20 protein-coding genes, 1 riboswitch and 1 other annotated feature are annotated in these 21,895 nt (G+C 47.3%); of the genes, 5 read left to right on the forward strand and 15 right to left on the reverse strand.

Annotated features, from left to right (window positions below):
• Positions 1 to 56 precede the first annotated feature (56 nt).
• From SCACP_RS11605 to SCACP_RS11625, 5 genes are all read left to right on the forward strand, one after another.
• The gene (locus tag SCACP_RS11605; protein WP_425057745.1) at positions 57 to 440 is read left to right on the forward strand and encodes a hypothetical protein; all 384 of its coding nucleotides are present in this window, start codon (positions 57 to 59) and stop codon (positions 438 to 440) included.
• 151 nt (positions 441 to 591) lie between these two features.
• Positions 592 to 873 (forward strand): TM1266 family iron-only hydrogenase system putative regulator, encoded by a 282-nt coding sequence (locus SCACP_RS11610; RefSeq protein WP_425057746.1) that lies wholly within the window; start codon positions 592 to 594, stop codon positions 871 to 873.
• Entirely contained in the window at positions 866 to 2,299 is a 1,434-nt protein-coding gene (gene hydG / locus SCACP_RS11615; protein ID WP_425057747.1) for a [FeFe] hydrogenase H-cluster radical SAM maturase HydG, read from the forward strand. The genes SCACP_RS11610 and hydG overlap by 8 nt, the downstream gene beginning before the upstream one ends.
• Positions 2,300 to 2,555: 256 nt before the next feature.
• Entirely contained in the window at positions 2,556 to 5,996 is a 3,441-nt protein-coding gene (pyc, locus tag SCACP_RS11620; RefSeq protein WP_425057748.1) for a pyruvate carboxylase, read from the forward strand.
• Positions 5,997 to 6,100: 104 nt separating this feature from the next.
• Complete coding sequence (locus tag SCACP_RS11625) at positions 6,101 to 7,720, forward strand: GDSL-type esterase/lipase family protein (protein ID WP_425057749.1); 1,620 nt, start codon at positions 6,101 to 6,103, stop codon at positions 7,718 to 7,720.
• Here SCACP_RS11625 and SCACP_RS11630 read toward each other — a convergent pair.
• The 15 genes from SCACP_RS11630 to SCACP_RS11700 all read right to left on the reverse strand — a co-directional run bounded on the left by SCACP_RS11630 (position 7,689) and on the right by SCACP_RS11700 (position 21,631).
• Complete coding sequence (locus tag SCACP_RS11630) at positions 7,689 to 8,597, reverse strand: prephenate dehydrogenase (RefSeq protein ID WP_425057750.1); 909 nt, start codon at positions 8,595 to 8,597, stop codon at positions 7,689 to 7,691. The two genes, SCACP_RS11625 and SCACP_RS11630, sit on opposite strands and share 32 nt — an antisense overlap.
• Positions 8,588 to 9,610, reverse strand: a complete 1,023-nt coding sequence (aroF, locus tag SCACP_RS11635; protein ID WP_425057751.1) for a 3-deoxy-7-phosphoheptulonate synthase — start codon at positions 9,608 to 9,610, stop codon at positions 8,588 to 8,590. Before aroF ends, SCACP_RS11630 begins: the two co-directional genes overlap by 10 nt.
• A 51-nt stretch (positions 9,611 to 9,661) precedes the next feature.
• Positions 9,662 to 9,907, reverse strand: a binding site (T-box leader).
• A 47-nt stretch (positions 9,908 to 9,954) separates the two neighbouring features.
• Entirely contained in the window at positions 9,955 to 10,224 is a 270-nt protein-coding gene (locus SCACP_RS11640; RefSeq protein WP_425057752.1) for a TIGR03905 family TSCPD domain-containing protein, read from the reverse strand.
• Positions 10,225 to 10,435: 211 nt separating this feature from the next.
• On the reverse strand, positions 10,436 to 11,104 hold the full coding sequence (gene phoU / locus SCACP_RS11645; RefSeq protein WP_425061388.1) for a phosphate signaling complex protein PhoU: 669 nt from the start codon (positions 11,102 to 11,104) through the stop codon (positions 10,436 to 10,438).
• A 298-nt stretch (positions 11,105 to 11,402) separates the two neighbouring features.
• Positions 11,403 to 12,476, reverse strand: coding sequence for an ABC transporter ATP-binding protein (locus tag SCACP_RS11650; RefSeq protein ID WP_425057753.1), 1,074 nt, complete (start codon positions 12,474 to 12,476; stop codon positions 11,403 to 11,405).
• A gap of 17 nt (positions 12,477 to 12,493) precedes the next feature.
• Positions 12,494 to 13,153 carry an ABC transporter permease gene (locus SCACP_RS11655; RefSeq protein WP_425057754.1) on the reverse strand — a complete coding sequence of 220 codons (660 nt, stop codon included), beginning with the start codon at positions 13,151 to 13,153 and terminating at the stop codon, positions 12,494 to 12,496.
• A gap of 25 nt (positions 13,154 to 13,178) precedes the next feature.
• Positions 13,179 to 14,063, reverse strand: coding sequence for a substrate-binding domain-containing protein (locus tag SCACP_RS11660; protein WP_425057755.1), 885 nt, complete (start codon positions 14,061 to 14,063; stop codon positions 13,179 to 13,181).
• A gap of 129 nt (positions 14,064 to 14,192) precedes the next feature.
• Positions 14,193 to 14,310: riboswitch (molybdenum cofactor riboswitch) on the reverse strand.
• Between the two features lie 17 nt (positions 14,311 to 14,327).
• The gene (locus SCACP_RS11665) at positions 14,328 to 14,813 is read right to left on the reverse strand and encodes a MogA/MoaB family molybdenum cofactor biosynthesis protein (protein ID WP_425057756.1); all 486 of its coding nucleotides are present in this window, start codon (positions 14,811 to 14,813) and stop codon (positions 14,328 to 14,330) included.
• Positions 14,806 to 15,246 (reverse strand): MOSC domain-containing protein, encoded by a 441-nt coding sequence (locus SCACP_RS11670; RefSeq protein WP_425057757.1) that lies wholly within the window; start codon positions 15,244 to 15,246, stop codon positions 14,806 to 14,808. The genes SCACP_RS11665 and SCACP_RS11670 overlap by 8 nt, the downstream gene beginning before the upstream one ends.
• On the reverse strand, positions 15,247 to 15,726 hold the full coding sequence (gene moaC, locus SCACP_RS11675; RefSeq protein ID WP_425057758.1) for a cyclic pyranopterin monophosphate synthase MoaC: 480 nt from the start codon (positions 15,724 to 15,726) through the stop codon (positions 15,247 to 15,249).
• 38 nt (positions 15,727 to 15,764) lie between these two features.
• Positions 15,765 to 16,001, reverse strand: coding sequence for a MoaD/ThiS family protein (locus tag SCACP_RS11680; RefSeq protein WP_425057759.1), 237 nt, complete (start codon positions 15,999 to 16,001; stop codon positions 15,765 to 15,767).
• A 5-nt stretch (positions 16,002 to 16,006) separates the two neighbouring features.
• Positions 16,007 to 17,959 carry a molybdopterin biosynthesis protein gene (locus SCACP_RS11685; protein WP_425057760.1) on the reverse strand — a complete coding sequence of 651 codons (1,953 nt, stop codon included), beginning with the start codon at positions 17,957 to 17,959 and terminating at the stop codon, positions 16,007 to 16,009.
• Between the two features lie 2 nt (positions 17,960 to 17,961).
• Positions 17,962 to 19,203, reverse strand: coding sequence for a gephyrin-like molybdotransferase Glp (glp, locus tag SCACP_RS11690; RefSeq protein ID WP_425057761.1), 1,242 nt, complete (start codon positions 19,201 to 19,203; stop codon positions 17,962 to 17,964).
• Between the two features lies 1 nt (position 19,204).
• Positions 19,205 to 19,402 carry a hypothetical protein gene (locus SCACP_RS11695; RefSeq protein WP_425057762.1) on the reverse strand — a complete coding sequence of 66 codons (198 nt, stop codon included), beginning with the start codon at positions 19,400 to 19,402 and terminating at the stop codon, positions 19,205 to 19,207.
• Positions 19,403 to 19,927: 525 nt separating this feature from the next.
• Positions 19,928 to 21,631 (reverse strand): aldehyde ferredoxin oxidoreductase family protein, encoded by a 1,704-nt coding sequence (locus SCACP_RS11700; protein ID WP_425057763.1) that lies wholly within the window; start codon positions 21,629 to 21,631, stop codon positions 19,928 to 19,930.
• Between the last annotated feature and the right edge of the window lie 264 nt (positions 21,632 to 21,895).

Here is a 21,895-nt window from a genome sequence, read left to right on the forward strand (position 1 = left end):
GTAACAATGGCATACTTTGATAGTATTATCACTAAATAGAAAAATAATACTTCCGTATGAAAAAGGTCAGCCAAAAATTGGTCGGACAGGGTTATGATGTTGAGCATCACCATTGCTCAGGAAACCCTAATTTCCTTGATGGATTGGTTGTCCCCGCCCTTAATACTGCCGTAATTGACGGCACTGCTCCTCCCCATGCTGTTGATGCTCGCCAAACAGGTTGTATTGACGAAATAGTAAACCTCGGTCAATTTTGGGATGAGAGCAAATTAATAGAAAACCAAGCAGCAATATTAAGTTGTACTAAAGAAATCAACAGCCGCTTTCAACGCGCCTGCCGCATACTTAAAGCAGCCAAAGCCGTATATGATAATTGGGAAGTAACCAACGGCGAAGCCATGAATTATAAAATATTAAATAACAAAATATTAAATAACTAATTGTATTTATTTTTCAAAATAATATATAATTATGTTGAAGTGTACTGGTCTGAGGCCGGGCGGCACACTGCCCTCCCGCCAAGGATACTAAATATTGCCGCAGTCTGAAGCAAGGGCCTGTGCCTGCGCCCAGGGAAATGGGGGAAAACTTGTGGCTAAACGTATCGGTGTAATCGGCATAGTTATTGACGATCCCAAACACATCGCCGATAAAGTCAATAGTATTCTTAGTGATTACAGCCGAATTATTATTGGCCGCATGGGTATTCCCCGGCATAATGCAGAGGTTAGCGTTATTGCCCTGATCATCGAGGGTACCACTGATGAAGTAGGTGCATTAACCGGTAAGCTCGGCAACCTTCCCGGCGTAACTGTCAAGTCGGCCCTTACTGCCAGAGAAGCGGCAGTTAAAGGGGAGAAAAAAAATGATTGACAATGCTCAACGTACCTCTGATGCGTTCATTGATGACGCCTTAATTGGCAAGCTGCTTAATGACGCAAAGGAAAAATCCCAAAACAAGGACTACGTGCGGTCAATACTGACCAAAGCCCGCGAATATCATGGCTTATCAGCCGCCGAAGTAGCCGTTCTGCTTGAAGTAACCGACCCTGAACTTGAAACCGAGATGTTTGCGGCAGCATCAGCGGTCAAGCAGGCCATTTACGGCACCCGGATTGTACTATTTGCACCTTTATATATTTCCAGCCACTGTGTAAATAACTGTACCTACTGCGGCTACCGCGCCGGCAACTCCGAGCAGCTTCGCCGCCGCCTGACACTTGACGAAATAAAAGAAGAAGTTGAGATATTGGAATCGCTGGGCCATAAGCGCCTGGCAGTCGAAGCCGGTGAAGACCCGGTCAATTGTCCGATTGAATATGTAGTAGATGCCATCCGGCAAATTTACAGCATCAAAAACGGTAACGGCAGTATTCGCCGGGTTAATGTCAATATCGCCGCCACCACGATTGAAGAATACCGCATGCTGAAAGAAGCGGAAATCGGCACCTACATCCTGTTCCAGGAAACATATCACCGCCCCACTTATGCTGCGTTGCATCCAACCGGACCCAAGAAAGACTACAACTGGCATACCACTGCCATGGACCGGGCTATGCAAGCCGGCATTGATGATGTCGGTATCGGTGTATTATACGGGCTGTATGACTATAAATTCGAAACTGTGGCCATGTTCCTCCACGCCGAACACCTTGATAAGACTTACGGGGTTGGCCCACACACCATTTCAGTGCCCCGCATCCGTCCGGCCAGTGGCATGGACTTATCCAAATTTCCGTATTTGGTCAGTGATGAAGACTTTAAAAAAATTGTTGCCGTCATTCGGCTGGCTGTCCCCTACACCGGCATGATTTTATCCACCCGCGAGTCATCTGAACTCAGGGATGAACTTATCAAATACGGTATATCCCAGATTAGCGCCGGTTCCTGCACCGGTGTTGGCGGCTACCATCAGGTTTATAAAGAGCACGAACCCAATGCCGCTGCTAAAGGTCTTCAGTTTGAAGTAGGTGATAACCGGTCGCCCAACCAAGTTATCAGTATGCTTTGTCAGCAAGGATTTATCCCCAGTTATTGCACAGCTTGCTACCGCCAAGGCCGCACCGGCGACAGGTTCATGAGTTTGGCTAAAAGCGGTGAAATCCAGAATGTTTGTTTGCCAAACGCCTTACTTACTTTCAAAGAATACCTGCTCGACTACGCCGACCCTCAGACAAGAGAAATAGGCGAAGCCACCATTGAAAAGCATTTGGCCTCTATACCGTTAGCTGCCACCAGGACAGCGACGGCAAACCGGTTAAAAGAGATCGAATCAGGTGTGAGAGACTTATATTTTTAAGCCAAATGGAAAAGCCCTTTGTTTTTGCCGTTAGGCATAGCATAGGGCTTTTCGTTTTACAAATGAGTATATTGTCCCTTGTTCAGAAACATATTGTTGACAATATCTACCTAACATGAACTTAAACTTATTTTTTTTGCATACATTACAAAAAAACATTGCTCCGCCAAGCGCGTTATGCTAGTGTAACAATATGCAGTCATTCTACCTTAGCAAATACATCGCTTACTTCACTGTTTCACAGGAGGGAATTTAAATGAAAAGAATTAAAACTGTATTAGTAGCAAACCGTGGAGAAATTGCTATAAGAGTTGTTCGCGCCTGCCACGAGTTGGGTATTAGAACAGTAGCAATATACTCGAAGGAAGATCTCTTTTCACTCCACCGGTTTAAAGCAGACGAAGCCTATCTAGTCGGCGAAGGCAAAAAACCTGTTGAGGCCTATCTCGATATCGAAGGGATTTTAGCTATTGCCAAGGCGAATAAAGTTGACGCAATTCACCCAGGGTACGGTTTTCTTTCCGAAAATAAAGATTTCGCCAGACGCTGCCAGGAAGAAGGGTTTATCTTCATTGGCCCGTCGCTGGCCCACCTTGATATGTTCGGAGACAAAATTAATGCCCGGTTCCAGGCTGAACAGGCTGGCCTGCCGGTTATTCCGGGAAGCAACGGCCCGGTTGGCAGCCTTGAAGAAGTAAAAGCTTTTGCCGCCCGCTACGGCTATCCGTTTATTATAAAGGCAATTATGGGCGGCGGCGGCAGAGGTATGCGGATTGTACGCAATCAGGCAACACTGGCCGACGGCTACCATCGGGCCAAATCTGAAGCCAAAGCTTCGTTCGGCAATGATGAAGTTTATGTTGAAAAGTTGTTGGAAAGGCCCAAGCATATTGAAGTACAAATATTAGGCGATCAATACGGCAATATTGTTCATCTTTATGAAAGAGATTGTTCGGTGCAACGGCGCCACCAAAAAGTAGTTGAAATAGCCCCCAGTTTGTCGCTTTCCCCTGAACTTCGCCAGGAAATTTGCAACGCCGCCGTAAAATTAATGAAAAATGTCGGCTATATCAGTGCGGGAACAGTCGAATTTTTGGTTACTCCGGACGGCAACTATTATTTTATAGAAGTTAACCCGCGGATTCAGGTTGAACACACTATTACCGAAATGATAACCGGTGTTGATATCGTCCAATCCCAGATATTAATTGCCGATGGTTATAGCCTTCTGGACCAAGAAGTCAATGTGCCACCCCAGGAAAAAATTAATTGTTACGGTCATGCAATTCAATGCCGGGTCACTACCGAAGACCCTGCCAACAACTTTATGCCAGATACGGGAAAAATATCTGTTTACCGGAGTGGCGGCGGCTTCGGCATTCGCCTTGATGCCGGCAACGCCTATGCCGGGGCAGTTATTACCCCCAACTACGATTCACTGTTGGTAAAACTCTCCACCTGGGGTCTTACTCATCAAAGCGCCATCGCCAAAATGCTGCGCAGCCTTAACGAATTTAGAATCCGGGGCATTAAAACCAACCTGGCCTTTTTGGAAAATGTTGTTAAGCACGATGATTTCCAAGCCGGTACTTTTGATACAACCTTCATCGACACCTCTCCCGAATTATTTGTTTTTCCTGAACGCAAAGACCGCGCCACCAAGCTTATGCGGTATCTGGGCGAAATAGCGGTTAACGGCATTGAAGGCAGGTCAAACCGCGAGAAAACGGCTTTTAAACCCCTGCGTATCCCTAAAGCCCCTACCGATGATGTTCCCGCCGGTACCAAACAAATTTTGGATCAACATGGGCCTGCCGGCGTTGTTGAGTGGATAAAGCAGCAAAATAAAGTTTTACTAACCGATACTACGTTTCGCGATGCCCATCAATCACTATTTGCTACGCGGGTCCGTACGCGGGATATGCTGAAAATTATCGATCCCACAGTCCGCATGTGGCCGGAAATGTTTTCCATGGAAATGTGGGGCGGAGCCACTTTTGACACAGCCATACGTTTTCTGAAGGAAGACCCCTGGAACAGACTTCAACTGTTGCGGACAAAAACACCTAACATTCTATTGCAAATGTTGCTAAGAGGCTCCAACGCGGTGGGGTATACCAATTATCCTGATAATGTCGTTACCGAATTTGTTAAGAAATCAGCTGCCGCCGGTATCGACGTATTCCGGATATTCGACAGTCTCAACTGGCTTAAGGGTATGACGGTCGCTATTGATGCCGCCCTGGCCACAGGAAAAATTGTCGAGCCGGCTATTTGTTATACGGGAGATATCTTAGATAAATGCCGCAGCAAATATGACCTGAATTACTACATAAATATGGCTAAAGAACTACAGAAAACCGGGGCGCACATTCTGTGTATTAAGGACATGGCCGGGTTGCTTAAACCGGAAGCTGCTTACCGCTTAATTTCAGCACTCAAAGACACTGTTGCTATGCCAATCCATCTCCATATGCATGACACCAGCGGCAATGGAATTTACACTTACGCCCGGGCCATCGATGCCGGCGTTGATATTGTTGACGTAGCCCTGTCCTCTATGGCCGGACTTAACTCCCAACCAAGCGCCAATACTTTATATTTTGCCCTGCAAGGCCATGAGCGCCAGCCTCAGGTTAATATTGAATCCCTTAACCGCCTCTCCAAATATTGGGAGGACGTTCGCGAATATTACACCAGCTTTGAGACATCCTCGCGCTTTCCCAATGTCGAAGTTTACCAACATGAAATGCCTGGCGGTCAAATTAGCAATCTTGAACAGCAGGCAAAAGCTGTAGGCCTGGAAGATAAATGGGAAGAAATTAAAGTGATGTATCGCCGGGTAAATGATATGTTTGGCGATATCGTAAAAGTAACCCCATCTTCTAAAATTGTGGGTGACATGGCTTTATATATGGTAAAAAACAATCTTAACGAAGACGATATTTATGAGCAAGGCGAAAGCCTGAATTTTCCAAATTCGGTAGTTGAATTTTTCCAAGGTCAGATTGGGCAGCCGTATCAAGGTTTCCCCCGGGAACTGCAACGAATTATTCTAAAAGGGAAACAACCGCTTAAAGAACGTCCGGCCGAACTCATGGAAGCCGTTAACTTCGATCAGATGCAAAAAAATCTTACTGAATCACTTCGCCGGCCGGTATCTGAGTACGAGGTTTTATCCTACATCCTTTACCCGAACGTCTTCCTCGACTGGCAAAAATTCAATAAGACTTATGGTGACTTGTCCGTTCTTGAAACTCCGGTCTTCTTTTACGGTATAGCTCCCGGGGAGCAAATCAGCGTAGAACTTGAGGCTGGAAAGATTCTGGTTGTAAAACTGGTATCTGTCGGTGATCCGCAGCCTGACGGCACCAGAATCGTAAGCTTTGAAATCAATGGTTTACCGCGAGATATCGAAATCAAAGACCGTAATATTAAAGTAATCGTTTTGGACCGCCCGAAAGTTGATGCAAACCATCCCGGGCATATCGGCGCTACCATGTCCGGGCGGATTTTGGATATCCTTGCTGAAAAAGGCAGCCTGGTAAAAAAGGGGCAAAGTCTAATGGTGACAGAAGCCATGAAAATCGAAACAACAATTAATGCGCCATTTGACGCCAAAGTCAAAGAAATTTATGTAAAAACAGGCGATATCGTCGAAACAGGTGATTTATTGATAGAATTGGTTAAACAATAGCTACGACAGAGCTTGACAAATTATTTTGGGGCCAGTTTTTGTCACTACTAAAATATAGTGGTATTATAGTATATAGCTTTCTATTTGTATTGGCAGGTGTACTCATGAAACGAATAATAATTATTGTGCTCTTAACTCTGATGATCTCATATATACTTGAAATCTCCGAAGCCGTTGGCCTCAGCAGTTATAAGCCCAATCTGGAAATCCGCTATAGTACCAACGAGTATGTCTTAAGCTGGCCCCGTTTGCCCTATCTTGCTTATTATAAGGTTGAAGCCCTTAGTGCGCCACCACCGGACGACCGCTATGAAGCCGACGATTCTCAACGGATTGTCAGCTACCGGACCTGGAAAAACCGGCTGACCATTGACGAAAATTTCCCTTTCCATACGTACTGGCGGGTATCGGCACAAACATTATTTCATAAGCCGCTTGGTAAGTATTCCGACCATATCAGCCTGACAGAGGCCAGCGGCCGGACAGCCGATACTTTCGAAAATGTCAAACCGACGCCAACTTCGTTTTATCCCAACAACGCACCGGCGTCAATTCGGCCAATGCTGACTTGGACTGTAGTACCAGGCGCTGTGTATTATGAACTCGAATTCTTAACAATGCCTCCCGAAAATCCTAATGATATTTATCAGTCCAAAAGCCAAGTCAGTTTAACCCGCGAAGTTTATACCAACGGTTATAATGCCGACTTGTCCTGGTATGAAGGCAACCACATCTACTGGCGTGTCCGGGCGCTTGATAAAAAAGGCAATCCCCTGGGAGTATTTTCTGATGCTGCTGAAATTTTTATTGACCGCGATATTATCCCGGTCACCAAGCCATTGGTTAATGTCAATCTTAAATCAAACACCCTACCCATGCCACTTTACCCTGTTTATGCCTGGATACCGGTGTTTGGCGCAATAAGTTATGAAGTTGAACTTACCGATAATCCGCCGGAAAATCCTAATGGTATTGAGCCTTCCCGCCACCGGATCTGGAGCAAAACAGTAACCGGACTCAATGACTGCTATGACGACCAGCCCCGTATTATCCCGGGAAAATATTACTGGCGCGTACGCGGCATCGACGCAGACGGCAATCCGGTTGGCGGTTATTCTGACGCGGCCGAATTCACTGTTGATTTGGCCAGAGGCCAGTACGCGGCTACTTTTGGCGATAGCATAACCCACGGCGGCGGAGCTATATCCTATTCTCCCGCTGACGCTAGTTACAGCTATCAGACTTATTTACGTTTTCCCGCCGTTAATTTAGGTAAAAGCGGTGATACTACTGAAGCCATGCTGGCCCGGTTTGACCATGATGTTTTGCCGTTCAAGCCCAAATACTTGATAATCCTTGGTGGCACTAACAGTTTACGCGGCGGTGTTCCCGCAGACCAAGTAATAACTGAGCTTGCCGCCATTCGTGACAAATGCCTTACAAACGGTATAAGGCCAATATTTTTGACCTTGCCGCCAATTAATCCGGCTGCTATAGATGAAGTTTTTAAAGAAGAAACAGTATCCAATTGGCGGGAAGAATTTGACGCTGTCAATAACTTTATTAGGCAACAGCGGTATTTCATTGACCTTGAACCATTTTTTGTTGACAGTAACCGTGAACTTCCCGACGACTTTGCCATCGATGGGCTGCATCCTGATATTGAGGCTAAAAAACTTATGGCCCAGATCATTAACGCCCATTGGACATCGGTTGTCCGGTAACGGCCTGCTCAAGTTGCAAAAGTTCATCCCGCCGTTCCTTTGCGGTAGAAAAGAAATTATGGACAGTGCGGCGGTCATTCTGGCGGATAGCCGCTGCTACTTCGCTGATTAATTGGTTGAATTTGTCTAAACCGTCGGCTATAGGCCCCGCGTTCGTCATGCAAATATCAGCCCACATGTCGGCGTTGGATGAGGCAATACGTGTAGTATCACGGAAGCCGCCGCCGGCTAGTTTGATACTGCTGTCCTGGTCCTCAGAATAGGCCAGCAAATTTACTAAGGCAGCAGCGCCAATATGAGGCACATGGCTTATTAACGCTGTACACCAGTCATGCTTCACGGCATCCATAACGGTTATTTGGGCTCCTGTCCAACCAATAACCTGGCGTACGGCATCTGTAGCCACACGGTTGACATCTGCCGGTGGTGTAAGAATATACCATTTGTTATGGAAAAGATTTACATCAGCGGCTTCAATACCGCTTTTTTCGCGTCCGGCCATGGGATGACCAGGCACATAGTGGACATATTCGGGTAAAAGAGAGCTAATCTGTTCCAGCAAATAACTTTTGGTACTACCGGTATCGGTTAAGATAGCGCCTTGCTTTAAACAAGGCGCTATCTTTTTTACCAACGGGACCACCTGCAAAACCGGCGTGCACAAAAAAATCATATCAGCCTGCGCTACACCTTCTGCCAAATCAGCAGTTATTATATCGGCAGCACCGCGTTGCCGGGCCTTAACCAGCGTCAATTCGTTGGTATCAATACCGGTAACCTCAGTTTTTTCCTCTCTGGCGGCTTTGATTGCCAGACCTAGCGAGCCGCCAATAAGCCCCATACCGATTATTGCAATCCGGCTGATATTTAATCCCATGATAATTTCCTGCCCATAACGGTTGCAATTGCACTTACTTCTCCCATGAGTGCCCGGAAATTTTCGGGTGTCAGTGACTGATTACCATCAGACAAGGCTTCAGCCGGATTTGGGTGCACTTCGATCATGAGTCCGTCAGCGCCGCTTGCCACTGCCGCCCGGGCCATGGGCCGTACCAATTTCCATAAACCGGTGCCGTGACTGGGATCAACAATAACCGGCAAGTGGCTTAAGTTTTTGATGGCGGCAACAGCGCTTAAATCCAGCGTATTACGGGTATAGTCCTCAAATGTCCGGATACCTCGTTCACAAAACATAACATTGTAATTACCTTCGTTCATAATATACTCTGCAGCATGCAGCCATTCATTGATGGTAGCGGCCATACCGCGCTTTAACAGTACAGGCATGCCGCTTTTACCGACAGCTTTTAACAACTGAAAGTTTTGCATATTGCGCGCCCCGATTTGCAACACATCAGCATAGGCGCTGACAACCGGCACCGACTGAATATCAACGACCTCGGTAACAATTTTCAGTCCGGTCAATGTTCTGGCCTCAGCCAGCATCTCCAAGCCTTTTTCCTCAAGTCCCTGGAAAGAGTACGGTGAAGTCCGGGGTTTATAAGCTCCGCCCCGCAGGAACTGAGCACCAGCCTCTTTCACAATCTGAGCCGAAACCAGTAATTGCTCCCTACTTTCAACAGCACATGGCCCGGCCATAACTACCAAACTTGAGCCACCTACCAACACTCCCCCAATATCAATAACCGTATCTTCATTTTTAAACTCCCGGCTGACAAGTTTGTATCCTGCTGTCACTGCTATGGTCTTTTCCACACCGGCCATAGCTTCAAGCGGGAGCTGGGCCATTAATTTTTTCTCGCCAATTAAGCCAATGATAGTACGCATCTTGCCTTCAGACAAATGGACTTTGAGTCCGGCTCCGGTTACTCTGGCGATCACATTGTCTATCTCATTCTGGGTAGCCGTCGGGCTCATTACAATAATCATGTTTATCTCCTCCATTCATTTATTAAAAAATATAAAAAGTCCCGTCCCCTATACAGGGACGAGACTTAACTCGCGGTACCACCCTGCTTGCTCAAATGGCAAGCCACTTTTTCAGGTACAGGAACATACCGATACCCTAGCCCATGATAACGGTGGCATTCCGGCTCAGTCTACTTATTTAACGTTCGACCTGCTGCTCGTAAGTGTATTTCAGTAAGTACGCCTACCGGGTCACACCACCCCCCGGCTCTCTGATAATAGCGCAACAAACTTACTTATCTCAGTCATTGCATTTTGGTATTCTATTGCAAATTAATATAGCAGAAAAACCGATTGGTGTCAAGTCATTTGTTTTGTAACTCTTCCAATGCTCTGGCTAACTGGTCAGGGCAAGAAGTCTCTTTATCGCCGCATTTAATCCCTTTTAGCTTTATAATAATATCCTCAACCTTCATGCCTTCGGCAAGCCGGCTAACGCCTTGCAGGTTGCCCGGACAACCGGATTGAAACGAAATTTTTTTAACTACACCATCTTCAACCATAAATTCAATTTTTTTTGAACAAACACCACTGGTCGTATAAGTAAACATTATGCCCAACATTCCTTCCCGCATATCTCATTATAAGCATAATTATACCATACAACGCCAGTGTTGACACTGACATTTTACTCATAAACGGCGCGCGGCGTCAATGATCCGTGGCACAACCTGCTTTTTGCGAGACATAACTCCGGGCAAATACCAGATACCCAGATACCGTTTCGCAAATTGCTTTAAGGGCAAACTTGAGTTGGTATATGGTTTGAACAAACTGTGATCACTCCTAGGACTTTTTGTCTTTCATACGATAACCGGTAGCAGTATAAAACACCAATTCGGCAATATTTGTCGCCCGGTCAGCTACACGCTCTATATACCGGATGGCAACGTTATACTCAAGCACGGCTTCCTGACTGATAGGGTCTGACACGGCAACATTCAGGATATCTTTAAGCAGTGCCTTATTTAGCTTGTTTACTTCGGCGTCACGCTCTCTTACCTGGCTGGCCAGATTGGCGTCATTAACATCATAAGCTTTTATGGCGTCAGCTAACATACCGGCAGCCAAATCGCCAATTTTCTTAACCTTTTCTGACAAAGGCGTAAGTGCTGCCAAATCCATGCGAGGAAATTTTTTTTGAACTATTTTAGCGATATTATTCGCATAATCAGCTACCCGCTCAATTTCGTTGGCAATCTTAATACTGGAAACTAAAAACCTTAAATCAGCGGCCGCCGGCTGCTGAGTGGCAATAGTGGCAATACATCTATCATCAATCTGTTTATACATATCATCAACTTCTTTTTCATACTGCCGTGAACGCAATGCAGTTTCAGCATTGTTGCCGATAAAGGAGTTGACTGCTGTCCGTACAGAAAGTGTAGTCTTATCCCCCATTTCTTTTACTTCTGTACGAATACTGGCAAGCTCCTGCAAAAAATTAGCCCGCATCACAACAATTAGCTCCTTTCCCTCTCTTGTAATTAACATATTGTATCGGATTTGCCCAGCCTAACCATTTAAATTTATTCGCCACAGTAAATATAAAACCTCTTTAGGGATCTATTTACTGCCATTTTTTACACCTTTACATTATATTACATATTTTTATAGTATATACCATAATATTTTAATCACACGTTCGTTTATCATTGAGACCAAAATAAAGACCAGGCGCTGTTCAAACTCATGAATGAGCTTGAAAAACGCCTGGCAGCAAACGAATACACTAGTGGTTATTGAGTTCAAATTAGCATATAAGCTGCACTTCATCAGGATTAAAAGCCACTTCAACCTGACTGCCTGAAATCAAACCTGTCGCTTGTTCACGGGGAGCTCTCATGGTTAGCGAAAGACTGCTCGATTCAACCCTTACTTTGTATGCCCCAATACCGGGAGTAATTCCGGCAATCGTTCCGTTGATAGTCACCAGCGGTTGACGTCTTAGTGCCGAGCTTCTATTAAGTATATAGACTGCATCGCCTGGCAGGCAGCACGCAGCCGCACCAACGGGAACAGGCTTGTTCTGTCTAAATGCTACACCACCTGCCAACCGGACAATAGCCTCCCGGCCATCGGTTTCCACTTGGCAGGGCAAAATATTATCCATATCAACCAGGTTGGCTACTTCAAGGTTAACTGGACGGCGGAGGACAACTTCCGGGCAATCGTCCTGAATCATGCGCCCGTCCGCCAATACAACCACCCTGTCAGCAAAAGATAACACATCATTAAAATTGTGGCTGACTAACAGAACAGTTATTCTGTTGGCAACCGCCACTTGTTTCAAATCACCCAAAATTGCCGTCCGTGTTGCCGTGTCAAGGGCGGCAAACGGTTCATCAAGTAATAGCAGTTTTGGCTGATAAACAAGCGCGCGAGCCAAACCGACCCGCTGCACCTCACCGCCAGACAGTTGCTTCGCCTGACGTTCCGCCAAATGCTGGCAGTGAAAATTCTTAAGTGCTGCCGCTACCTGTTCTTCAATTTCCGTTTGAGTGTAATTACGAAAATTCAAAGGCAGGGCCACATTATCGTACACCGTACCGTTTACCAGCAGCGTTTCCTGAAACATCATCGAACTATTGCAGCGGGCATCTTCCCGGCCGGTCTGAGAAATGTCCCGGCCAAACAGCTTGAGCACTCCTTGCTGGTAAGGCAAAAGCATGTTGATGACCTGCAAAAGCGTGCTTTTGCCGGCGCCGTTGGGACCTGCCACAGCTACAAGCTCGCCTGCCGCTACCGAAAGTTGTTCGATATTCAGGGTTAATTGGCGGTTTCTATATACTTTGATTCCTGTCAATTCTACAATTGTATGGTTCATACTTCCCTCCACCATACCTATTTTGCTGTCCGGTTCTGCAGATAAGTCAGAGCGGCAACAATACTGTAAGCCACCAACAACAAGATAAAACTAAGTGCCAGCGCGGTATCGTAGTTACCTTTACCTACTTCCATGACGGTTGCGGTAGTCAACACTCTGGTTTGGCCTTTTATATTTCCGCCCACCATCATCGATGCGCCTACCTCCGATACTACCCCGCCAAATCCGGCCATAACGGCGGCTAGCAAGCCCAGCCGTGCTTCACGAATCAGAATCAGATTGGCTTGCCGCCGGGAAGCGCCTAATGATATTAACTGTAATCTTAAATTGGGATTAAGACTGCTGATGGCGGCAAATGACAAGCCTGCTACAATTGGGCTGGCAATAACAGCTTGAGCAATAATCATAGCCCAAGGAGTATACATTATCCCCAGCATACCCAGCGGCCCATACCGCCATAACATCAGGCTAACTACCAAACCAACTACCACGGGCGGCAGGCCCATACCGAAATTAACCACACTAACAATAAATTTCTTTCCGAAAAAATCACTGAGTGCCAGCCATAAACCTAGCGGCACTCCCAATATAATACTTATGAGAGTAGCTACGCCTGACACCTGCACAGTAAGTAGGGTAACTGCCAATATATCAGGATCTTGCCAGATATTATCCATAACTTATTCCCTTTATAGTCTTATATTATAGGCCGAAATCCTTTTCAGTCTTACCACCATCGGCTGTAAATAATGCCTGGCCATACTTATCTTTGCCAAAAGAACTGATTAAAGCCTGGCCTTCATCAGATAACAAGTAATCGGCAAACGCCTTAGCTCCTTCTTTATTTACCTTAGCAAACTTATCCGGGTTGACTTCCATAACATGATAGATATTTAATAATTTAGCATCGCCCTCAACCAACACCTGTAGTGCTATGTTTTTTTGTTGAGCAAGATAGGTAGCCCGGTCAGAAATGGTATAGCCTTTTTTCTCATCCGCGATTTTTAGCGTCTGTCCCATCCCGGCACCGGCTTCTTGATACCAAGTACCTTGCGGTTTAATTCCGGCAGTCTGCCATAGCTTTTGTTCAAGCTTATGCGTGCCTGAATCGTCACCGCGCGAAACAAACACCGCCTTGACGCTGTTAATTGCTTTCAGCGAATCAATAACCGATTTACCTTTTATCTTTGCCGGGTCTTCACTCGGTCCAACAAGTACAAAATCATTGTGCATTACCATACGACGGTTGATCGCCGCTCCGCCGGCAACTACTTTTTTCTCGGCGTCAGGCGCATGCACCAGAAGCACATCGGCTTCGCCTTTTTCCCCCATGGCGAGCGCTTGGCCGGTGCCTACCGAAATTGTCTTGATTTTATAACCGGTTTTTTTCTCAAAAGCAGGAACAATAACATCCAGCAAACCACTGTCCTGGGTACTGGTAGTGGTTGCCAGGATTACTTCCGGCCTGGCTGGTTTGGGCGGGTTTTGCGCCGCCTGTTGTTTTGGCGCCTTTTGACAGGCCGTCAGCCCAAAAACCATAAGAATTATTACCATAGAACCGATTAGTTTTAGGACTTTGTTTCGCATTATACGCACCTCTTTCTGTTAACCAAATATTGTACCATAATAAACTATTCTTTTATTAACCACCCTCTTTTCTGGTAGATAAATGTATAAAAACCGGCATTGCAAAAGAATATAGCAATGCCGGTTTTATTACCGGTACCAGCTTCTTCTTTTCACAACGGAAGGCGCCTTAGTTTCCCAAAACACCCTAACGGTCTACGGTCATGGCCTTTACTTTAGACCGGCAGACTCGAAGAATATTATTCAATTTCCTTAGTTCACAACTTATCTGGCACACTCCCCGGCTTCACCCTTCATGATGGCTAAGCCGTGCTCCAGCGCCGGTAAAACAACTTCCAGACATTCTGTTACACCTTTAGGACTGCCAGGCAAATTAATAATCAAGGTACGGCCACGCAAACCGGCCACTGCCCGGGACAGCATGGCCCGTGACGTCTTTTCCAGCGATTTGGCCCGCATAACTTCAGGAATACCTGGCACTTGCCGGTCAATAACGGCTAAAGTTGCCTCCGGCGTCACATCACGGGGCCCAAAACCAGTGCCGCCGGTCGTAAGAATAAGGTCAATGCCCAGGTTGTCAGCCATGTCAATCATTGCCTGGCTAAGGGCCTCGCGTTCGTCAGGCACTATTACATAATGTTTTACCTCACCCAAACTGGCGAGTATTGTGGCAATCGCCTTGCCGCTCAAGTCCTCGCGCTCGCCGCGCGAACCTTTGTCACTGGCCGTGATAATGCCAATACTAAACATGTTCCATCACCTCGATGATATCGCCGTTAGCCACCCGGCCGCCAGTCAGTACAATAGCAAATATTCCCTCTTTGGGCATGACACAGTCACCGGCCTGATAGTAGATATTGCAGCGACTATGGCATTGTTTACCAATTTGGCTAACCTCAAGCAAAACCTCGCCAATTTTCAATTTTGTGCCAATTGGCAATGACGGCAGGTCAAGACCCTCAGTAGTAAGATTTTCGGCAAAATCACCCGGATGGACATCCAGCCCCAGGTGCCGCATTTTTTCAATGCTTTCCAAAGCCAGTAGGCTCACTTGACGGTGCTGGAATCCGGCATGGGCGTCACCCTCAAGGCCAAGTCCGGGCAACAGGTTGGCTTGGCCAACGTTTTGCTTGCGTTCACCCTTATTTTTGCTAGTACAAACAGCTACAATTTTTCCCTGCATTTATTTATCCTCCCTGATAAAGTCACCGCTTTTACCGCCTGATTTGGTTCTAAGGCGGATATATTCGATGGTCATCCCTTTATCTACCGCTTTACACATATCGTAAATCGTCAGGGCAGCAACAGATACAGCTGTCAGTGCCTCCATCTCCACTCCGGTTTTACCAGTAGTTTTAACGGCTGCTTTTATCTCAATGGCACTAGTCCCATCATCAATGGCAAACTCAAGATTAACGCCGGTTAATAATAACGGGTGGCACATCGGGATTATCTCCCAGGTTTTCTTGGCACCCATGACCCCGGCCACCTGGGCCACGCCGAGTACATCTCCCTTACCCATGGCTCCCTGTTTTACCATCTCAAGTGTAGACGGTTTCATGGTAATCCGGCCTTCAGCCACAGCTTCCCGCTTGGTTTCGTCTTTGGCCGTGACATCAACCATCCGTGCCTTGCCGGAATTATTAAAATGTGTCAGTTCCATTAATGTTTCTCCTTTTAATTGTTAACACAATTCGACTCTTAGCCGCCGCCGACCGGGGGAAATAGGCCTATTCTGTCCCCGTCTTTAAGCACCTGACCGGATTGAGCCTGCACACCGTTGACCATGATAATCTTAATTTCCTCAGGGCTAATGTTCAATTTAGCAATAAGCTCTTCAATTGTGGTATCCTCAGCCGCTTCCATTGCCAGGACGCCGCCCGGCGCTTCAGGAAAGTAGCGGCGGAGAGTAGCAAATAGATGAATATCCAAAACCACGTTGGTCACTCTCCCAACTGCATATTGTTTACTGCTAATACTTTGCCGGCTTCGGCCAAATCATAACCGCCCAGACGTTCAACCTCCTGGCGGAATTCCGGTGACTGCAAAATGGTAATAATGATTTCAGCAATTTCATCATCAGGCGGAAAATTCAAAATTATGTCATAACACTCGTGCGATACCGGGATAAACTCCAAATCTAACGCTTTAGCCGCCGCGCGAATGCCCATACCGGTATCAGCTGCACCCGCAACAATTGTCGCCGCTACCGCCATATGGGTGCTGACCTCTTTTTCGTAGCCAGCAATAGCATTACACGCCAGTCCATGTTTAGACAATAAATAATCGAGCAGCATTCTCGTGCCTGAACCGCGTTGTCGATTCACGTAAGTTATGTCTTCCCGGACTAAATCAGGCATGCCTGTAATATGTTTAGGGTTTCCGGGTAACACCATCAGCCCCTGCTCTCGCCGGGCCAGCCGCACTAGTTGCCAGGTTCCTTGGGCCAGATATTTGTTGACAAATGGTATATTGTACTGACCTGATTTATCGTCAAGCATATGAATACCGGCAATATGCGCTTCGTTATTTCTCACCGCCATGATACCGCCCATACTGCCGACATTGGCGGCCGTTAACACCTTGTTAGCCTGACGCTTTAAAAATACCCCCAGCACATCAATTGCCAGGTCATGGCTGCCGACGGCCAACAGTGTATCAGACTGGTGGCGGTTAAACAGCCTTACTTGTACCGGAGCGCCTGCCGGCAAGCCGGGGCTGGTTTCACCAACAGCAATCATCCCCTGTGCCTTGATAAGCGAAGAAATCATTCCCGCCCCCCGGCTCAGCGGCGCCGCCACCGTCTTTCCCTGAATTGTGCCTACAGATACGCGCACAAATTCCTCGACGCCAACATGGGAATACAGTTGGCGCGCCAAGACCGCCGGTACCTGTTCCGGTTCGGGTATTGACAGCTTCTGCCGCTGATACAGCACATCTCTGACAAACAGTTCGGCAGTCAGCATGGCTGATACCGGATATCCCGGCAAGCCGATTACCGGTTTTCCTTTACACAGCGCCAAAATTACCGGTTTTCCAGGCTTGATGGCTACACCGTGCGCCAAAACTTCGCCTAATTCAGCCAAAATGCGAGAAGTGAAATCCTCAGTTCCCGCTGAAGTTCCGGCATTGGTAATAACCATGTCACTGGTCGCAAGACTACGTTCAACCGCCTGCTTTATCAGTTCATAGTTATCTGGCACAATATCATGGCGTATGGGTTCTCCTCCCCATGTCGCCACAGCCGCACACAGCATATGCGAATTAACATCCAGAATTGCGCCAGGTTTTAAATCCTGCGCCCGGGCAACAAGCTCAGTGCCTGTCGGTATAACAGTAACTTTAGGCTTGGCGATCACGGCAACATGTTCCAGTCCGGCCGCTAATAAGGCGGCTATATCCGCCGGCGTGATAACATGATGCTCAGGCAGCACCATTTCGTTAGCCACAATATCTTCGCCGATAATCCTGATATGCTGCCAAGGAGTGGCGGCAGCTATAATTTCGGCAGTATTGCCTGCAAAATGCACATCTTCAATCATAATTACCGCGTTTGTATCAGTTGGCAGCAAATCGCCGGTATCAACAATATAACAGCCGCCGGCAATAAACGGTTGGCCGTTTTTTAACAGCGTTAACTGCACCGGGTTGGTCTCGGTCGCGCCGAAAGTATCTTGCGCCCGCACAGCAATACCGTCCATAGCCGAACCATTATAATGAGGCACTGACTGCTTGGCATATGTGCAGGCGGCAGTAACCCGGCCCAGAGCTTGTGCTACCGGTACTATTTCGACAGGCGGTTTGGCAAAATAGCCGGCGGCAGTAAGCTTGTCCTGCCACAATTTACAAGTTTTTTCCCGCGGCAGGCACTCTAAGTATGCTTTACCCTTGTGCATTGTTATGCCTCCCTTATTACTTCGACGGTTACTATATCCCCGGCATATAGCCCGCTGCTGTCAGCAGGCACCCTCACAACGCCGTCAGCTTGGGTCATAACACTAATAAGGCCGGATTTTCCCAGCACCGGTTCAGCCAGATATTCTCCCCCCTGCCAGTTAAGCTTGACCCTCAAGACATCATCCCGCCCCGGCGCCGAAGCGCAGTTTCTGGTCAGTCTGGCTGGAATCCTGCAATTCACGCGGTTAGGCCCCCGTCCCTGAAGTCTGTATACAACCGGCAGGACCAATGTTTGACAAATAGTCATTGCTGCCACCGGATGTCCTGGCAAGCCAAATACCGGCACGCTGCCAACCATGCCGAAAATCGTGGGTTTGCCAGGCTTTACGGCCAGCCCGTGAAAAACTATATCCTGTCGGCCCAGTTCTTCAATAACCTGCACCGTGTGGTCCCTGGCTCCGACAGAGCTGCCGCCCGATACCAGTACTAACTGGTTTTCGCTGGCAGCCTTCCCTACTGTAGCCAGCAAATCCTCAAACTTATCTTTTACAACGCCATACCGTGTTACTTTACATCCGGCCTCAGTCAGCATAGCGGCTAACGTGTAGGTGTTAATATCCCGCACCTGACCGCCCACCGGCGTTTCAGTTATATCAACCACTTCATCGCCAGTTGAGATTATACCGGCTTTAAGCTGTGCCCGTACCTTAACCTTTGCGATACCGCAAGCCGCCAACGCGCCAATGTCGGCTGGCGTCAACTTGGTACCGCTTGTCATAACTATGTTGCCAACTCTAATATCTTCGCCCTTGGCAATAACATTCTCCCCAGGCGCAACCGGCTTCAAAACCAGCAACGTCTCAGTATCAGACCGCTCAGTATGTTCAAGCATTACTACCGCATCAGCCCCGGCCGGCAGCATCCCGCCTGTCGGCATAATAACCGCCTGCCCGGGTCTGACACTGAACCCGGCAGCTTGCCCCATAAAAACTTCACCGATAATATCAAGCATGACCGGCGCACCTTCACCGGCGCCAAAAGTATCACGACTGAGCACTGCATAGCCGTCAACAGTGGAACGACTAAATGGCGGTAAATCCTCACCAGCGGCAATATCGACGGCAACAACCCGGCCCAAAGCCTCAGGTAGCAGCACTTCCTCAATCAAAGTTGCCGTTACCGGCAGCCTGCTTTCAATAAGGCTCTGCGCTTTAGACAAGGAAATACAATTAAAAAAATCCATGTTAGTCTCCTTTTTTGGCCCCAAAACATCCCAACTGACAGGCTGTTATTTTGATTCCTGCAGCATCAGCCGCCCTTCCGACCACAATGGGCGGCACACCTTCGGCATTGGCCAATTGCGTCGCTTCAGCGCAGGTCAGACGGCCATCTTTGGCTAATTCCCGAACTTTTTGCACAATTACTTCATTTACTTGTTCCATGCCTGCCTCCATTGAATAACTAAAATAAATAAAAATTCTTATATTTATATTTTGCCACTTGTTTAGCAATTCCTGCAATGTTTCACAAAGCTTATTTCTACTTTTTTATAGTAAGCCTATCCTCCGCTTGACTAACCACAACACCCCTCGGCCCACACGGTGTATAGTCATAACTTTCCTGCCCTCCCGAAGTACTTCCCTTTCTCATAATAATAAATACAGCGACTAAGGCTTGTGCCAATCGTCCCAGTGGGCTTGGCACAAGCCGATCTGTTCCAAATCATATAAACATTACCGGCAACATTCATGTCAACCCATGTTTTAAAAAAATACAAGCCATCCTATCAATATGGATGACTAAGTGCGACATTGGTGTCACATTTATGTTACACTTTTGTTACACAAACAGGACACATTTATTAAGAGCAAGTCAAATACTCTACATATGTTGTCCATATCCTGATTGCTTTTTACTAGGATAAGGGAACCCGGATAATAACCGGGTTCCGACTGTAAACGTTAAAATTAAAAATTGAATACTTTTTTAAGCTCTTCTTTGGGAATATCAAATACCACATTATGGGGTTTGAGGGCTTCGTTGCGGAAGAAGTCAGGCAGATCGTCGGAATCATCGCCAAAGCCGGCAGCCTTGTTGAAGGCGCGTTCGTCCCGCAGCACTTCCTTGCCAAGCTCGAGGTAATCATTGAGTGTGTAATTCCAGCCATAGCGGGCATTGCACATTTCCACAATACCTTCCATCCCTTCCGGAATGTCGAGGATGGCAAAAGCTACGAACAAACACAGCCCGGTAGCATCAATGAAGGAAGTGGCTATTTGGAAATTACGGGACAGGTCTACTTGGCCGGCGGCGGCCAACGGGTCGGTTTTTCCGCTAACGCCGAGGATGTTGGTGGCAACAACATAACCGGCAGTATGATCTGCGCCCATGGTGGTGGTAGCGTAAGTGACTCCTACTCCTTTAACGGCACGCGGATCATAAGCCGGAATGCCTTGCCCTTTGACGGTCGGTACGCGGGTTACACCGTACACTTTACCGGTAACGGCAGCACCTGCGCCTAGGATACGGCCCAGCGGCGTAGCCTTGCCAACTTCATGGATAAGTTCGATAGCGGCTTTGCTATCGCCAAACTTGGCCACGCCGGCTTCCATAGCCACACCTAAGGTAACAGCCATTTCAATGGTGTCAAGACCATAGTCGTCACACAGCCGGTTCATCAAAGCAATGTCGTCCAGGTTGTTAATCCCGAGGTCAGCGCCAAAACCCCAGCACGTTTCGTACTCAAAGCCACCGGTAAGCATTTTACCGTCTTTATCAGGATAGGTTTGCGAGCAACGCATAATGCAACCGGGTGAACATGCATGGGTGGGGTTGCCGCCGCGGGCTTTAATCGTTTCATACATGGTCTCACCGCTAATGTCGTTAGCGCCTTCAAAACGTCCTTCCGAAAAGTTTCTGGTAGGTAAACCGCCGGCTTCGTTCAGGATGTTAACAAGCACATTGGTACCATAGGTAGGCAGTCCCTGGCTGGTAACAGGATGGCTGGTAAGCGCTTTAGCCAGCTTCTTGGCGCCTGCTCTGAAGGCTTCCCCGTCGGCAAAGGCGATGTTGGCAGCACCACTATCATCAACAACTATGGCTTTTAACCCCTTGCTGCCCATAACGGCTCCCAAGCCGCCGCGACCGGCCTGACGGGTGGGTTCTCCGTCCTGGTCGGTCGCGCCGATGCAGGCCGAAGCCATTTTATTTTCGCCGGCAGTGCCAATAACGGCAATGCCGACTTTTTTACCATACTTTTCCTGAAGTTTGGCAGTGGCATCATATATATTGAGACCTTTAAGTTCCGGGCATTCTTCTAATTTGATTCCGTCTTTGGTAACTACCATAGTATACAGTTTGCCGTCCTGAACTACATCCTCAACGATAACAGCCGTTACACCGCAGCGGGCAAGTTTGTGACCGATAAAACCGCCTACGTTACTTTCCTTGATTGTTCCGGTCAACGGGCTCTTGGCGCCGAAGGACATGCGGCCGGCGTTAGGCGCGAAGGTACCGGTCAAGAAGCCGGGCGCGAGAATGAGTTTGTTGAGCTTACCCAGTGCATGCGCGTTGGCGTCAACCTCGGTTTTAACGATCCGGGAGGTAAGTGCCCGGCCGGCCAGGCCATTGTACTGCTCGCCTGCGTCTTTTGTCACGGTTAATGTAGCCATGTTAACACGATAAAACAAGTAAATCCCCTCCAAGTATATATTTGATTTAAATTAAATAAGAAAAAGGTGCTAAAAACAACAGAAAAACCAACTCCTTTGAACATAAGGTGAGTTGTGTTTCCAAGTATGTAATGACTAAATATTTTTGCAAAATTCATGCCAACCCATATTTTTTCTAAAAAAAATCAAGCCATCCGTATAATACGAATGGCTTGATTCTCAAAAATTGTTTTAGAAGTGACACATTTCTGTCATGTTGTGTTA

It is taken from the genome of Sporomusaceae bacterium ACPt, from assembly GCA_041428575.1.
Classification (GTDB): domain Bacteria; phylum Bacillota; class Negativicutes; order Sporomusales; family Sporomusaceae; genus Sporomusa_D; species Sporomusa_D carbonis.